This is a genomic window from Thalassotalea sp. G20_0, assembly GCF_017744175.1.
Classification (GTDB): Bacteria; Pseudomonadota; Gammaproteobacteria; order Pseudomonadales; family Endozoicomonadaceae; genus Endozoicomonas.
This window is the reverse complement of record NZ_JAGHQV010000005.1, coordinates 67,797-81,083: the sequence shown is the minus strand read 5'-3', so window position 1 is coordinate 81,083 and position 13,287 is coordinate 67,797. Positions and strand designations below refer to the sequence as shown.

The window sequence follows — 13,287 nt, the reverse complement described above, 5'->3', positions numbered from 1 at the left end:
CCCATAAAATGAGCCAGGCTTAGGCTGACAGAGTAACAGAGTTGGACAAATGTTTTAATCAGCTATCACAACCAGAACAATCCTGCTAATCGCTTATCTGTGGCGTAGTTGATTATTTGCCGCCGTTTACCAACTAACTGCGCTGATTCACCGACTCAATTGGATGACTGACAAATTTGCTTCTAACTTTTTATACAGCATGGCAAGTACGTCCCACTTATACATTGCCCATTCTGGTGAAAGCAGGTATTGCCTTTCCCCGGAACCGGTCAGTCGATGGAACAGTAATCCCTCTGGAGCCCGAAGTATCATCTTTGTAAGCACATCCGTATAGGATTCCATGGATAATTCCCGGACCAGCTCTTTACGCCATTGTCGGGCCAGTTGAGTGCCTTTAACGATGTGGAGTGGGTGAATCTTGATGGCATCAACACCTAAAGCAATAACCCGGTCAAAACTGACCAGACTGTCTTCAGGTTCTTCCCCCGGAAGGCCAACTATCAGATGAGTACACAACTTCAGACCATAGCGTTTGGCTCGGGTCACTGCATCTTCATAATCGCTAAAGTTATGGCCACGGTTAATAACTTCAAGCGTAGGATCAAAGCTGGATTGAAGGCCCAGTTCCAGCCAGACCTCATACCCCTGCGCCTGATAATCCGACAACAGTTGTAAAACCGGATCCGGTACACAGTCAGGCCGGGTTCCCACGGCAAGTCCTATCACACCGGGCTGAGCCAGAGCCTCATCATAATAGCGCCTGAGATCTTCCGGAGCACCGTAGGTGTTACTGTAGGACTGAAAATAAGCGATAAACTTTCTGGCACCCGTTCGGGCACTCACCTTTTCCTGAGCCTGTCGGATCTGCTCAGAAATTTCTCCCGCTTTAGTGCTGCCAGGACTGAAGGACGCGTTATTACAAAACGTACAACCACCAATACCTTTAGTACCATCACGGTTTGGGCAGGTAAACGACGCATTCACCGAAACTTTGTGTACTTTTTCTCCGTACTTCTGCCGAAGGTAACGGCCAAAAGTATTCACGAAGCGGGTCATGTCCATAGCGAGTTATTTCGTTATCAAAAACGCTACAAAATACCGACAGCCCCCTGTTTAGCCTATAGGGAGTTTAACGCATGACTTAATGGCCAATGCTTAGCCTGAATTTTTTTTCATTTTTTCCAAAGCTTCCTGAACGACGGCACGAGCCTCATTTTGACAGGCATCCATTGCATCAGGGTCATCGGGAGCTACACGCCATTCAATTATTCTTTTTGCCAGCTTCCTTGCCATCACACCGACAAGGTCATCCAGATAAGCCTCATCAAACATAGCCAATGGCATAAATCTTAAATGAACTAACAACTGCTCAGGTTTATCAGGTTCTTTCATATGTATGGCAAAATCGCCGGCGTCAGACGTGCTTTGACTGATCGTTAACGTAAAATGCTCACCGCTCATAGTATTCTCCCGGCTGTACTAGTTTCAGTTGTCGGCGGTGATACAGGTGGCTTTACGATCTTCAGACCAGCTGTCAGCTCATTAAGTCAGGAGGCATTATCAAACAAAAAACCGGGCCTTTCGTCTTTTTATAATCTCTATTCATAATCTAAACTGAACTTTATAAGGACTAAAGCATTAGCGGACAATGCCGCCAGATATGGCGATATTCTCATCAATGATCAGCAGCCAGCTTGCACTGGGCAACGGAGAGCCAGACCATGTCACTTATTACCAATAAGGATATCGAAAACCTACCCTCTGATAACTCGGGCCAGGTAGGTAATGTCAAACCGGTAGATCGTATTGATCCGATGCAGTCACAGGAGTTTTCAAACCTGGTAAAAAACAAGGAGGACAATAAGCTTGCTGAAACAGCTGTGGAAGATGGAGAGATTACGCCGGAAGAACTTCAGCGACAGATTCGTGAAAATCTGTTTAAAAACGGCTTCAACAAAGCCCTTGATAAAGCCAGGGAAATAGCCAAAGAACTCAGACAGGGATAACACTCTGCCCCTTTGTCTTTTTTGGGCCAAAGGTAGTTAAAACGCTCCATTAATAGCTACTTAATATAATTAAAAGCTCTCAATATAATTATAGTTAGTTAAGCGATATGGGTGGTCTCTGCGGGTAATCCACACCCGGCAGATGGCGTTGTGCAGTACAGGGATGTGGCCAGCATGTCAATTCAGCCTTCCAACATTTTTCCGCTCAGCCCAGGTGGTGATAATAAGCCACCGCAAAGTGTTTTTTTTTCTGAGTTAAATCAACTGGTTCAAGAAATTATTTACCCCGAGTCCGACACGCTGTTTCCTGTTCTATTCACTAAATTAAATACCAATCTTGAGGCCATCAAAAATGATCAGGATATGATGCGCTGGATTGATATCAAAAACCGTTTGAAGAAATCTGAATCTTTCATTAAAAAAAGCTTCCTCGATCATTTGACCAGCGCAGACAGCGAACAGCCTGCACCACAAGAAGGTGTCTTAACTCTTGAATTACTGGACAATTCTGAACTTGACCATCAACTCCTCTGGCTTTCTGCAACCAATAATTTTGAGAGCAGTAACAACTCTGAACGTATTTGCCGAATCAAAAGCAGTCTTGAGAGCACCTATCCACGGCATGACGGTACTTATCCTGCCACCCCGGAGCGTATCTGCGAAAGTTTTGCCATGGCTCTGGAAAGTCTCCATCCAGATCGTGATATTGAACAACAATTATTCTGCTGGTTTGCCAGTCACCTTAATAATGCGGCTGATGAGCTCTGGCTTAAAGTCGACCAGTTAATGACCCATAAAGGGCTGGGACCCAAACATTCATCTCCGGTTGAGCGGTTGGAAGCAAACCCAGCCTCCGACCCAACCCATCATCCACTATCTACATCCCGCTCTACAGATCAAACACAACCAGCGCCTCAGCAGAGTTACTATTCAGATATGGGAAACCCTCAGTTTCTGGATAGTTTTGCTGAGAAGCTGGTATCCCGGCTGGAAGACATGCTTGCGGAAGATGAACTCATACCTGAGGCCAAGGCTAACAGGGTCAAGACTATTGATCTGGCCAATGTCCTCAGCTCACTGCAACTGGATGTTCTTGAGCAGCACGTGTCAATAAGAAACCTGCAAAACTCGGTCGTAAATGCCCTGGAAATACAAGGCGTTAATTCAAAACTCTCACGCCATCATGAAGACCTTATCAATATGGTCGGCTGGTTGTTTGAGTACATTCTGGATGATCACAACCTGCCTGATGACGTAAAAAAAACCATAGCCCTATTGCAAATCCCGATTTTAAAACAGGCGATTCTGAACGATGCTTTTTTAACCGATAAAAAGCACCCGGCCCGTCTCTTATTAAATGACTTAACGTCTGCAGGAATGCTTTATTGCCGGGATTCTCAACTGAGCAAGCATGTTTTGCCACTGATCGAGCATACTGTGCGTACCATTATCTCAGGACACAGTGAAAACCCGGATGTATTTCAGGATTGTCTTGATGATTTTCAAATCCATCTGGATATCATTCTTAAACCAGAGCCTGAGAGTTCGGAAAGTCATCCTGCTGCACTCAACGAACAACCGGAAGAGGTTCAGGCAAGAGACTTCGGCGATAGCCATGTCGTTGATTTTAAGACAGAAAGTCTCACGGAAGAAGACTCAGAGGAGATAATTCTTTCCTGCGAACAGTCCGGGCTCAGTCTGGAAGATTCGCTCCAGTCTGAACCCGCCCCAGAGGCAACCGCCCCCCCTCAAGAGCTTGAGCTGCTTCCGGATGAACCGATCGAAGTGGCTGATACTCAGGAGCCTCCCCCCTCATTTACACCGGTCATTATTGATGGACTTCTCCCGGGCCAGTGGGTTGAGTTTATTGGCGAAGGTGACTCACACCGCCTCCGCTGCAAACTTGCCAGGCTCAGTAAAGACCATCATCGATATATTTTTGTCAACAGCTCGGGGATGCGTGTTGCGGAGCGCTCTGGAAGCGAACTCAAACAGGAAATTAAAGACGGTTCCGTCTGTATTATGGAAGAGAACCCCGTGTTTGACCGAGCTATCCAGGCTGTTCTTGAGCGATTCAAAAGACGTTTGTAACGCTGCCACGGATGACTAAAGCAAGCAGTGAAAAGGTGAGAACTTTTCAGGCCTGTTTATCGCAACACCGGTAAAGACATCCGTTATGAAGCAGGCTGCTGACTAAAGCACTGGCGTTTAGTGGCGAAAAACTAATTTATCTTTAATTTGTACAGAAAGTTTTTATGATCAATCTGGAAAATTTACATCAAATCACCGACGGTGATGAGGTCCTGCTGGAAGAGTTGTTATCAACATTTTTTCAGAGCACCCGGGAAGACATCCTGAATTTGAAAGCAGCGGTCAACAATCAGCAAACGCCCCTTATTGTCAACTTTGCCCACCGGATTAAAGGTGGTGCTGCAATCGTCGGGGCGGAGCAACTGGCAATACTTGCCGGAGACCTTGAGCAGTCAGGGCAACAAGTGGAACCGGAACGTTATGACCCTCTTTTTCTTCAACTGCAGGATACGTTTAACAGTATCGAAGCCCTATATCCCAAACTATAAAGGCCGCAGACTGGTCAAGCTGAACAGTCGAAAGCCAACCACAACGGCAAACGCCATAAAGGGCGCTTCAAGAACACCACCAATAACCTGTAACCACAGTACATTCTCAGGGCTCATCAATAGATAGCTAATAAGGGATTGTGAGGACAGCAGAGTGAGCAGCAGTACAGTAAAAGGCAATAATAACAGGGACCACTGCTGCTTCGTCTGATTAAAGCTTGCCTGAATAGCCTCCACTGGAGGCTCACCCTTAAGGGCAACCCGAAACTCCACAAACATCAATTTGTACAGCAGATAAAATCCCGGTATCAGGTAGAGGCTAAACCCCAGCATGACTAATACAAACACGATCAGGTAACTGGTCGCCAACGGAAAATAGATACCCGCCGACTTTATTAAACTGTCGTAAAGGCTTAGCTTCTCGCCCTGATCACGACTCTCAATAAAGAAAATCGCTGCCCCCGTGGCCAGCGGTTCTATCAATACTGATGCAAACAGATCTGCAAACCCGCCACTTATCTCGCTATTGCCAGCAAAAGACTGTTGAAGGTAAAAGCCTGCGATTTCAGAGGGGATAGCAGCCAATAGAAACAAAACCGTCAGGCTCAAGCCAAAACGGGCAAAAAAGTGTAACGATTGAACAATAGATTGCATGCAAATTTCACCGGTTAATCAACTTACCAGGGAATCACTGATCCATCATAATTGATGAACTGGCCACTGTTTTTCAAAGAAAGTTGATCAATAACCTTGCGAACGCCCCTGATTGATGTTTCCGTATCAATCGGAGCATTAGCGCCCCCCATATCCGTCTGAACCCAGCCCGGATGCAAGACACCGACACTGATACCCTTTCCGGCAAGGTCAATGGCCAGACTTTTAGCCACCGCATTCAATGCGGCTTTGGCAGAGCGATAGATATAACTCCCGCCTTTCTGATTGTCCCCCATACTGCCCATTTTACTGGACATCATGATGATTTTTTTCTCATGACTCTGGGCTACTTTTTCCACCAGTGCCTGCGTAACCATCATCGGGGCCACCGAATTAACCCGCAAAACCTCCATCCATGGATCAACGGTCACCTCATCATAAGACAGACCGAAAGGGCCATAAATTCCGGCATTATTGATCAGGATATCAATGGGCTCTTCAATCACATACTGCAGGTTATGGATCATTCCGGGCTGGGTAATGTCCAGGGGAACCAGCTCAAACTGGTAGCCAGCACTGTGTTTCAGCTCCAGCAGTTTCTGCGACTGTTCCGGAGAACGGCAACAACCATAAACCTTGGCACCCTGCGCAAGATATTGACGGCACAGTTCCAGACCCAGCCCCCGGCTAACGCCGGTCACCACCACTATTTTCTGCATGCAGACTCTCCCGGATAAACTGGCAGCTTCCGGTAGAAATAAAGCTGAAGCCGCCGATAAATTATCTTACTCGTAAACAAGGCAAAAAACTTACAAAACATTCTATGATGGCAAACCGGGGATGGAAAAGATGCCTCCAAAAATAACTGGCGACAACCAGAAGTCTTATATACCTGCACAAGAGGCTCCCTCCCCTGCTAATAACAAAGCCAGTCATAGAGGACGGGAGGTCAGTGAAACCAGGGCAACTCCCCAATCGGACAGAACCGCTAATGCAACCAGCAATCTGGCCGTTGGCCAACGTCAGGTTGAGTCTTTATCACCGGATCATCTGGAAATGATCAAAGCACTGACAGAGCAGGGCCAATGGGGTGGTGTTTTGCCCGCAATTCTTGCTTGTAAAACAACGGATCAACTGGATAAAGTTCTGGCTGAAATAAAAACAGTCAGTCCTCTGCCCAAAGAGATTCATCAGCAAATAGGCATTCACTTTGCGGACCTCTATACAATTAGAGCCGCTGGTGCCCTGACCGGAGGACTCAAATCATGACACTCGAAAACCTGGGCAGTCTCGATCTTATTCTGCAAAAGTCCGATGAACATGACAGCCCGCTGGGTTCCATGATCAGAATGGCGGTGGACAGTTTTATCCAGACACACTCACTAACCGCGGTGAATCGTAATCAAATGGTCAATAGCATCACCCAGAAAATTCACGAGCAGATCAATCAAGTGATGTTTGAACAGGAAGAATTACTGACAAAAGACCCGGTATTAGCGGAGAAAATAGCTCAGGCACGTAATCAACGGCGAATCGAGCAAAATTATCTTCAGGAAAAAAGCCAACGCTCTGAAAAAGCTTCACCGGGCTAGTTTTTTATGCCCAAAAAAAGGGGCTTACTCAGCCCCCTTATAAAACCTGATCAGACCAGCAATAAAGCAATGGTTGCCAGGCTGAGAATCAACGTACCACCATAACAGGCCACTTTTACCCCAACCCCCGGGTGGAAACCCAGATCGTGAGCACCGTGGTAAATACGATGAATACAGGCCCAGTAAGAAGGCACCAAAGCCACCATCAGCACCAGCTTGCCAATCCAGCTCTCCAGAAAGAACGCAGACATTCGCTCATAAGAGAGCGCTTCTGCCGGAATAATTTCCAGAGGCACACCCAGACCAACCACAAAAATAATGGCCGGAAAGAAAAAGGCGATAGTGGTGCCACCAGCCCCAAACAGACTCCACAACAGAGGTTCAATATGGCGTTTATTACTCATGTTCCCTCTCCTATCCCCATCAAAGTCCCATGGTGGCCGCAGCCAGAATGATGGCAGAAACCACCGCCAGGCCAACGTACATCAATTTGTTAACGACACTGTCTTTTATCATTTTACGAATCTGCTGTGGCAGAACGCGGGGCGTCATATCGAAATAGGTGACGGCATGGTAAATAGTCAGACCCAGGGTAACCACGGTAAACAGAATCATCAACGGGTTGGCCTGGAAGGCAAGCCAGCTATTCCAGGCTGCTTCACCCTTGACCAGCTGCATCAGACCGACAAACAGGTTGATGGCATAGAGACCATCAAATACACAGGAGGATTCCCGTACCATGTACTGGCGGTAGAAGGGATGATCCATATACCAGGTGCGCTTCATGGGACGCACATAGGGGCGACGACTCATCACTTGTCTCCTTTACGTGGCATCAGGAAAGAGAGCGCCCAATCCTGAGAACCCTGCAGTTTGTTCTGGTTGATAGCAGCAGCCGGGTCAACATTCTTTGGACAAACCTCAGAACAGTAACCCACAAAGGTACAGGACCAGACACCATTCTTGCCCTGAATCACTTCAGTACGCTGTTCATAGCCATCATCACGGCTGTCCAGGTTATAACGGTGCCCCAGGGCAATCACCGCAGGACCGGTAAACAGTGGGTTCAAGCCCATCTGTGGACACGCGGAGTAGCAGAGCATGCAGTTAATGCACATGGAGAACTGCTTATAAAGGCCCAGCTGCTGAGGCGTCTGCTTATTCACACCCTCTTCAACCGGCTTCTCCATCGCATTGATGATGTACGGTTTCACTGACTCCAGTTTCTTGATGAAGTCTTCAGAGTCAATCACCAGATCCTTTTCAATCGGGAAGTTAGCCAGTGGCTCAACACGAATGGGATTCGGATAGTAATCCCGCAGGAAGGTTTCGCAGCCGAGCTTTGGTGTACCGTTGATCACCATGCCACAGCTGCCACACACCGCCATACGGCAGGACCAGCGGTAAGCCAGGCTGGAATCCAGTTCATCCTTGATATGCTCAAGGGCATCCAGCATGGACCAGGCTTCCACATAAGGAATAGTGAAAGTGCCAAATGTCGGCTTGTCATCGGTTTCCGGGTTATAACGCAGAATCTCGATGGTTATGGTTTTATCACTCATGGGGTCTCCTTACTTCCCTTCACCGTTTTTCTCAGCCGCGTTCTTCTCGGCTGCGGCACCATAAACGCGCTCTTCTGGCTGGAAGCGGGTTACATTCACGTCTTCATATTCCAGACGAGGCTTGGCATCACCGTTATAGAAAGTGACGGAGTGTTTCAGGAAGTTGACATCATCACGGGCTTCAAAGCCATCAATACGCTGGTGCGCACCACGGGACTCCTTACGTTCAACACCACCAATAGCCATACACTCAGCAACCATCAGTGAGCTTTGCAGCTCAAAGGCCTGCATCAGTTCGGTATTGAAGACCTTGCTCTTGTCTTCCACCTTGACGTTTTTAAAGCGCTCACGCAGTTCGGAGATCTTGTCCAGACCGGCCTGCATCTCTTCACCCACCCGGTAAATACCGAAGTTGTCTTCCATGGTTTTCACCATTTCGTGACGCAGATGCGATGCTTTTTCAGTACCATTGGCATTGCGCAGGCTTTCGATGGCCGCCAGGTGTGCTTTCGCCTGATCCAGCAATTTACGTTCATCAGACATCACGTTCTGGCTGGCAAAATCGGCCGCACTTTCACCGGCAACCTTACCGAAGACCACAGTCTCAGCAAGAGAGTTGGAACCTAGACGGTTGGCACCGTGCATACCGACGCTGGCACACTCACCCGCAGCAAACAGACCGGCCAGATCGGTGGCACAGTTGATGTCCGCTCTGACACCACCCATGGTGTAATGAACCGCAGGACGAACCGGAATTGGCTGATGAACCGGATCAACTCCCAGGTAGTTTTTCGCCAGGGAACAGATCAGTGGCAGACGCTCCATCAGCTTTTGTTCGCCCAGGTGACGCAGGTCCAGGTGCACCGCATCGCCCAGTGGCGTTTCAATGGTGCGGCCCTTGCGCTGCTCCTGCCAGAAGGCCTGGGAAAGCTTGTCACGCGGGCCCAGTTCCATGTATTTGTTTTTTGGTTGACCAACCGGAGTCTCTGGCCCCAGACCATAATCCTGCAGGTAACGGTAACCATCCTTGTTCAACAGGATACCGCCTTCACCACGGCAACCTTCCGTCATCAATACACCGGAGCCTGGCAGACCGGTTGGGTGGTACTGAACAAACTCCATATCACGCAGCGGTGCGCCAGCACGCAGGGCCATGGCATGGCCGTCACCGGTCACAATGGCACCATTGGTGTTGAAACGAAAAATACGACCAGAGCCGCCTGTTGCCAGAACCACTGACTTCGCCAGGAATACTTTTGGTTCGCCGGTTTTCACTTCAATGGCAACAACGCCCTGAGCACGGCCATCTTCCATGATCAGGTCAGTGGCAAAATACTCATCGTATCGTTCAATGGATGGGTACCTGGTGGATGTCTGGAACAATGTGTGAAGCATGTGGAAGCCAGATTTGTCCGCAGCAAACCAGGTGCGCTCAATCTTCATACCACCAAAAGCACGAACGTTTACGTCACCGTCGTCCTTACGGTTCCAGGGGCAGCCCCAGTGCTCCAGGCGGATCATCTCTTCAGTGGCGTGGGACACAAAGTAATCCACCACATCCTGGTCGCAGAGCCAGTCACCACCGGCCACCGTGTCAACAAAGTGGTTTTCCAGAGAGTCATGATCCTGAATGACACCGGCTGAACCGCCTTCTGCAGCCACCGTATGACTCCTCATAGGGTAGACTTTGGAAATCAATGCCACTTTAAGCTCAGGATTTTTTTCGGCAACGGCAATCGCAGCCCGAAGACCGGCACCTCCGGCACCGACAATGGCTACATCAGCCTTTATGACCTGCATACGCAAACCTCTACCGCCGTTCACCACCATCTCCGGGAAGAGTCCCAAATAGAGACAGCCAGCGAACTGGCCAAATTGAATAATGAGAGAAGGGTTAAAAATCTAGAACTGAAGTTTATATAAACCTGAAATTAAAGCCATTGATATAAAACAAAATAAATCAATATTTCGGAAAAACCGTAATTTCAATATAAATCAATAGGATCAACCACTATAAGCAACCGCTTTAATTTTAAGATATGCAGATTTGTTGTTTAATTAACAAAGGTTCACTTTTAATTATCAACTTACGAAAAAAGCCTATAGCCTCGAAATAAATTGAGACACAATGATGATACAGCCAAATACAAAACAGGTTGACATCAAAACCGTTCCCCCGGGTGCCCGAAACGGGTTTTCATAGGCCGGTTGCTTTCTTAATACATAGACCATTGCCGTAGGCAGAAGGATAGCCAGAATGGCCAGAGCAACCGCCGCATAACCCAGCGCGGCGACAAAACCATCCGGAAACATAATGGCAATAATAACCGGTGGGATAAAGGTCACCAGGGCGGTCTGAAGCCGATGGATGCGGGTATCCGCCCTTTGTAATAAGTTGGCAAGATAATCAAACAGTCCAAGGGCAACGCCCAACACGGATGTCAATAGCGCCAGATCAGAAAACAGGTACAGAATAGTGTGTACATCTTTATCACTGCTTAATGCTGAGATTAAATAAGCCGTTGCCCCGGTTGACTGACTGATTTGCAGTAATAAGCCTTCGGGCAATACCCCCATCACCGCCACCAGCCACAAGATATAAACCACCAGCGGGATCAGGGTCGCTAACAGAAAAATAAGGGGAATATGCTGCAGCTGCTTCTTTTGATAAATGATAATGCTGGGAATGCCACCATGATAACCGAACGAAGTAAATATCACCGGCAGTGCCGCCAGAACCGATAAATACTCAACCCTCGCCGTATGTATCATGCTCTCATAACGCACCGAAGGTGCCAGTGACATCAGGGCAAGAATAAAAGTAACGATCATCAGGGTGAAAAAGATACGGTTAACAAGATCCACCGCCCGGGTACTGTAATAAACAAAGGCACCGGCAATCAGGGCAAAGAATATCACGCACAGTTGAGAGGAAGCTCCGGGAACCACTGATTGAGCGTACTGCGCCAGTAACGACCCGCCCCCGGCGAAGTAGGCGGACATCAATGCATAAAAAAGCCCGAGAGGGGCAATGGCAGAGAGCACCTTCCCCATCCGCCCTAATGTTCTGCTGGCCATGGTATACAAATTACAGCCAGGTTTGATGGCGACATTGGCCTCAAAGGCATAAAGGGCAGAGATAACCGCAAAGAATGCTGTCACCGCAAAAATAATCATAACCGGCATCAACCCGGTACTGGCTGATACCAGCGGCAAAGCAAGCATGCCCGCACCGATGGCCGTTCCTGACAAAATTAACGCACTGCCAATTACGGTGGAACGACTGGATTCAGACATAAGCAAGTACCTTTACTGAATATAAATTTCAGTGATAAAGATAGGGGAATTTAATAGAGATACCCGCCTGATTATGTCCAGCTGGACAAGGCGAGCCTCAAACGGAGGTAAATACTGCTTATCTCAGCGGCTTCTTCCAACAACAGCTGCCAGGGTACTCTGACAATCTGCAGAGCACTCTCTATTCAGCCTTGTCAGCCATGTCGGCCTCACGACTGCGCGCAGCTAATGATTGAAGACTGTCAAACCGCTTCTGTAATGCCCGTAACTGAACATCAACACTGGCATCAACAACGCCGATTTCACTCTCCATAATACAATCACCGGATGAGAGCCGGGGGTCAGCCACAAGATCAATAAAACCAACGCCTTTATACTCCGCCAGAATGGTATTCAGACGCGCCTGAACAGCACTGTACTGAGCGGATGGCACACGGATGGTGACATGTTTCTCATTTCTGACATGTTGCAGGGCATTTTTAACCAGGCTTATGGCCAACTCTTCCTGATCGAATTCACCAATGATTTTTTTCACCCCGGAAAGCAGGATATTCGCAAGGGTATTTTCAATATCTGAAAGATAATTGATCGTCCTGCTGACCACTTTCAACATGTGATCTGTCTGTTCAGCCTTACTTTCCGCCAAACCTTCCTGATACCCGCGTTTTTTTTCCTGCTCATAGGCCTGGCGGGCTTCCTCAGTAATACCGGCAGCCTGCTCTCGGGCTGCCTTAATAATTTCCTGAGCTTCAAGATAAACAACATAGTCGTCTGCCTTGAGCACTTTGCAGGTTGGATCCAGCTCCAGCTGGACATTATTCAGGATAACAGGTGCCGCCACTGTCGATTCACCTCTTTATGAGTTTTTACCAGTAACTTCACACACTGGGCTTTGTCCAGTCCCCCGGCACCTGGTGAACTCAAGGTCTTTTTCCAGCTGCTGGGCATTTTTAATATCAATCGTTGCCGAAAGGCTCCGGGCAAATCAGAAAACGCCGTGGCAATAACCTGTCGACCATTCAGTTCCAGAAATGCTTTAAATCGATCCAGGTGTTTCCAGTCAATGAGCACACCGGGACCATTTTTTTCTGAAGCCCGACTGATAAACTGTGCTTTTCTCACGGTAAAGCGGTAGGCCTCTTCTCCTAGGCATTTCTCCAGCGCCTTACGCTCATCACGACGAATCACTGACCGGACAGTGCCTTCGTTGAGAATCAGCCCGATGTAAAAAGCCAACTGTTCAATTTCTTCGGCACTGGCAAATACTATCCTTTTATCCGGGCGATCAAAGTCATAATCAAACTGCTTGGCGATGCCGAACTTGCTCAGCAGGTAATTTGACAGATTAAATTGTGCAGGCTCACTGGTCTGAAGTGATTTCAGCAATTTGAAATGTTTATCCGATTTAAGCCAGCTTGCATGCACATAACGAACAGGAAAGAAGTTAAACTCAACCATATGATTGAACAGGCTTGTTCCATTATATTCCTGAAAAACATTGTTACTGTTCATTGGTCATTTCACTCCAACCCCATACACTCCACTGAGTCACTATTTAACGGTGCATGCACCATCCCACAAATAATTGTGGTCTTGA

General features: G+C 47.9%; 16 protein-coding genes. 5 read left to right on the top strand and 11 right to left on the bottom strand.

Features of this window, described 5'->3' with window-relative positions:
• Positions 1–147 precede the first annotated feature (147 nt).
• Positions 148–1,062 (bottom strand): tRNA modification radical SAM protein MnmL/YtqA, encoded by a 915-nt coding sequence (mnmL, locus tag J7438_RS04255; protein ID WP_209275568.1) that lies wholly within the window; start codon positions 1,060–1,062, stop codon positions 148–150.
• Positions 1,063–1,155: 93 nt separating this feature from the next.
• Positions 1,156–1,461 (bottom strand): hypothetical protein, encoded by a 306-nt coding sequence (locus tag J7438_RS04250; RefSeq protein ID WP_163369420.1) that lies wholly within the window; start codon positions 1,459–1,461, stop codon positions 1,156–1,158.
• Between the two features lie 260 nt (positions 1,462–1,721).
• Here J7438_RS04250 and J7438_RS04245 point away from each other — a divergent pair, with 260 nt between their 5' ends.
• The 3 genes from J7438_RS04245 (at position 1,722) to J7438_RS04235 (ending at position 4,585) form a co-directional block, all read left to right on the top strand.
• A complete protein-coding gene (locus tag J7438_RS04245; RefSeq protein WP_163369419.1) occupies positions 1,722–2,006 on the top strand; it encodes a hypothetical protein in 285 nt (94 codons plus the stop codon).
• 174 nt (positions 2,007–2,180) lie between these two features.
• Positions 2,181–4,097 carry a DUF1631 family protein gene (locus tag J7438_RS04240; protein ID WP_209275567.1) on the top strand — a complete coding sequence of 639 codons (1,917 nt, stop codon included), beginning with the start codon at positions 2,181–2,183 and terminating at the stop codon, positions 4,095–4,097.
• A gap of 164 nt (positions 4,098–4,261) precedes the next feature.
• Complete coding sequence (locus J7438_RS04235) at positions 4,262–4,585, top strand: Hpt domain-containing protein (RefSeq protein WP_209275566.1); 324 nt, start codon at positions 4,262–4,264, stop codon at positions 4,583–4,585.
• Here the strand turns inward: J7438_RS04235 and J7438_RS04230 are convergent.
• Together J7438_RS04230 and J7438_RS04225 are read right to left on the bottom strand one after the other, a co-directional pair.
• Positions 4,580–5,239, bottom strand: coding sequence for a hypothetical protein (locus J7438_RS04230; RefSeq protein ID WP_209275565.1), 660 nt, complete (start codon positions 5,237–5,239; stop codon positions 4,580–4,582). The genes J7438_RS04235 and J7438_RS04230 overlap by 6 nt on opposite strands.
• Positions 5,240–5,262: 23 nt before the next feature.
• Positions 5,263–5,958, bottom strand: coding sequence for an SDR family oxidoreductase (locus J7438_RS04225; protein ID WP_209275564.1), 696 nt, complete (start codon positions 5,956–5,958; stop codon positions 5,263–5,265).
• 130 nt (positions 5,959–6,088) lie between these two features.
• On the opposite strand from J7438_RS04225, the gene J7438_RS04220 reads away from it, so the two are divergent.
• Both J7438_RS04220 and J7438_RS04215 read left to right on the top strand, forming a co-directional pair.
• The gene (locus tag J7438_RS04220; RefSeq protein WP_209275563.1) at positions 6,089–6,508 is read left to right on the top strand and encodes a CAP domain-containing protein; all 420 of its coding nucleotides are present in this window, start codon (positions 6,089–6,091) and stop codon (positions 6,506–6,508) included.
• A complete protein-coding gene (locus J7438_RS04215; RefSeq protein ID WP_209275562.1) occupies positions 6,505–6,831 on the top strand; it encodes a hypothetical protein in 327 nt (108 codons plus the stop codon). The genes J7438_RS04220 and J7438_RS04215 overlap by 4 nt, the downstream gene beginning before the upstream one ends.
• A 50-nt stretch (positions 6,832–6,881) precedes the next feature.
• Here the strand turns inward: J7438_RS04215 and frdD are convergent, their stop codons facing one another.
• From frdD to J7438_RS04180, 7 genes are all read right to left on the bottom strand, one after another.
• Positions 6,882–7,235: a fumarate reductase subunit FrdD gene (frdD, locus tag J7438_RS04210; protein WP_209275561.1), complete on the bottom strand. Its 354-nt coding sequence runs from the start codon at positions 7,233–7,235 to the stop codon at positions 6,882–6,884.
• Positions 7,236–7,254: 19 nt separating this feature from the next.
• Positions 7,255–7,644: a fumarate reductase subunit C gene (locus tag J7438_RS04205; RefSeq protein WP_209275560.1), complete on the bottom strand. Its 390-nt coding sequence runs from the start codon at positions 7,642–7,644 to the stop codon at positions 7,255–7,257.
• Positions 7,644–8,393 carry a succinate dehydrogenase/fumarate reductase iron-sulfur subunit gene (locus tag J7438_RS04200; RefSeq protein WP_163369413.1) on the bottom strand — a complete coding sequence of 250 codons (750 nt, stop codon included), beginning with the start codon at positions 8,391–8,393 and terminating at the stop codon, positions 7,644–7,646. The genes J7438_RS04205 and J7438_RS04200 overlap by 1 nt, the downstream gene beginning before the upstream one ends.
• A gap of 9 nt (positions 8,394–8,402) precedes the next feature.
• The gene (gene frdA, locus J7438_RS04195; RefSeq protein WP_209275559.1) at positions 8,403–10,193 is read right to left on the bottom strand and encodes a fumarate reductase (quinol) flavoprotein subunit; all 1,791 of its coding nucleotides are present in this window, start codon (positions 10,191–10,193) and stop codon (positions 8,403–8,405) included.
• Between the two features lie 300 nt (positions 10,194–10,493).
• Entirely contained in the window at positions 10,494–11,690 is a 1,197-nt protein-coding gene (locus J7438_RS04190) for an amino acid permease (protein WP_209275558.1), read from the bottom strand.
• A 181-nt stretch (positions 11,691–11,871) separates the two neighbouring features.
• Positions 11,872–12,531, bottom strand: a complete 660-nt coding sequence (locus J7438_RS04185) for an HrpE/YscL family type III secretion apparatus protein (RefSeq protein WP_209199951.1) — start codon at positions 12,529–12,531, stop codon at positions 11,872–11,874.
• Entirely contained in the window at positions 12,510–13,202 is a 693-nt protein-coding gene (locus J7438_RS04180) for a SctK family type III secretion system sorting platform protein (protein ID WP_209199952.1), read from the bottom strand. Before J7438_RS04180 ends, J7438_RS04185 begins: the two co-directional genes overlap by 22 nt.
• Positions 13,203–13,287: the final 85 nt, after the last annotated feature.

What these genes read in the sequence shown, in the direction of transcription:
- mnmL (WP_209275568.1), bottom strand. Translation starts at nt 1,062, where the DNA reads ATGGACATGACCCGCTTCGTGAATACTTTTGGCCGTTACCTTCGGCAG.
- J7438_RS04250 (WP_163369420.1), bottom strand. Translation starts at nt 1,461, where the DNA reads ATGAGCGGTGAGCATTTTACGTTAACGATCAGTCAAAGCACGTCTGAC.
- J7438_RS04245 (WP_163369419.1), top strand. Translation starts at nt 1,722, where the DNA reads ATGTCACTTATTACCAATAAGGATATCGAAAACCTACCCTCTGATAAC.
- J7438_RS04240 (WP_209275567.1), top strand. Translation starts at nt 2,181, where the DNA reads ATGTCAATTCAGCCTTCCAACATTTTTCCGCTCAGCCCAGGTGGTGAT.
- J7438_RS04235 (WP_209275566.1), top strand. Translation starts at nt 4,262, where the DNA reads ATGATCAATCTGGAAAATTTACATCAAATCACCGACGGTGATGAGGTC.
- J7438_RS04230 (WP_209275565.1), bottom strand. Translation starts at nt 5,239, where the DNA reads ATGCAATCTATTGTTCAATCGTTACACTTTTTTGCCCGTTTTGGCTTG.
- J7438_RS04225 (WP_209275564.1), bottom strand. Translation starts at nt 5,958, where the DNA reads ATGCAGAAAATAGTGGTGGTGACCGGCGTTAGCCGGGGGCTGGGTCTG.
- J7438_RS04220 (WP_209275563.1), top strand. Translation starts at nt 6,089, where the DNA reads ATGCCTCCAAAAATAACTGGCGACAACCAGAAGTCTTATATACCTGCA.
- J7438_RS04215 (WP_209275562.1), top strand. Translation starts at nt 6,505, where the DNA reads ATGACACTCGAAAACCTGGGCAGTCTCGATCTTATTCTGCAAAAGTCC.
- frdD (WP_209275561.1), bottom strand. Translation starts at nt 7,235, where the DNA reads ATGAGTAATAAACGCCATATTGAACCTCTGTTGTGGAGTCTGTTTGGG.
- J7438_RS04205 (WP_209275560.1), bottom strand. Translation starts at nt 7,644, where the DNA reads ATGAGTCGTCGCCCCTATGTGCGTCCCATGAAGCGCACCTGGTATATG.
- J7438_RS04200 (WP_163369413.1), bottom strand. Translation starts at nt 8,393, where the DNA reads ATGAGTGATAAAACCATAACCATCGAGATTCTGCGTTATAACCCGGAA.
- frdA (WP_209275559.1), bottom strand. Translation starts at nt 10,193, where the DNA reads ATGCAGGTCATAAAGGCTGATGTAGCCATTGTCGGTGCCGGAGGTGCC.
- J7438_RS04190 (WP_209275558.1), bottom strand. Translation starts at nt 11,690, where the DNA reads ATGTCTGAATCCAGTCGTTCCACCGTAATTGGCAGTGCGTTAATTTTG.
- J7438_RS04180 (WP_209199952.1), bottom strand. Translation starts at nt 13,202, where the DNA reads ATGAACAGTAACAATGTTTTTCAGGAATATAATGGAACAAGCCTGTTC.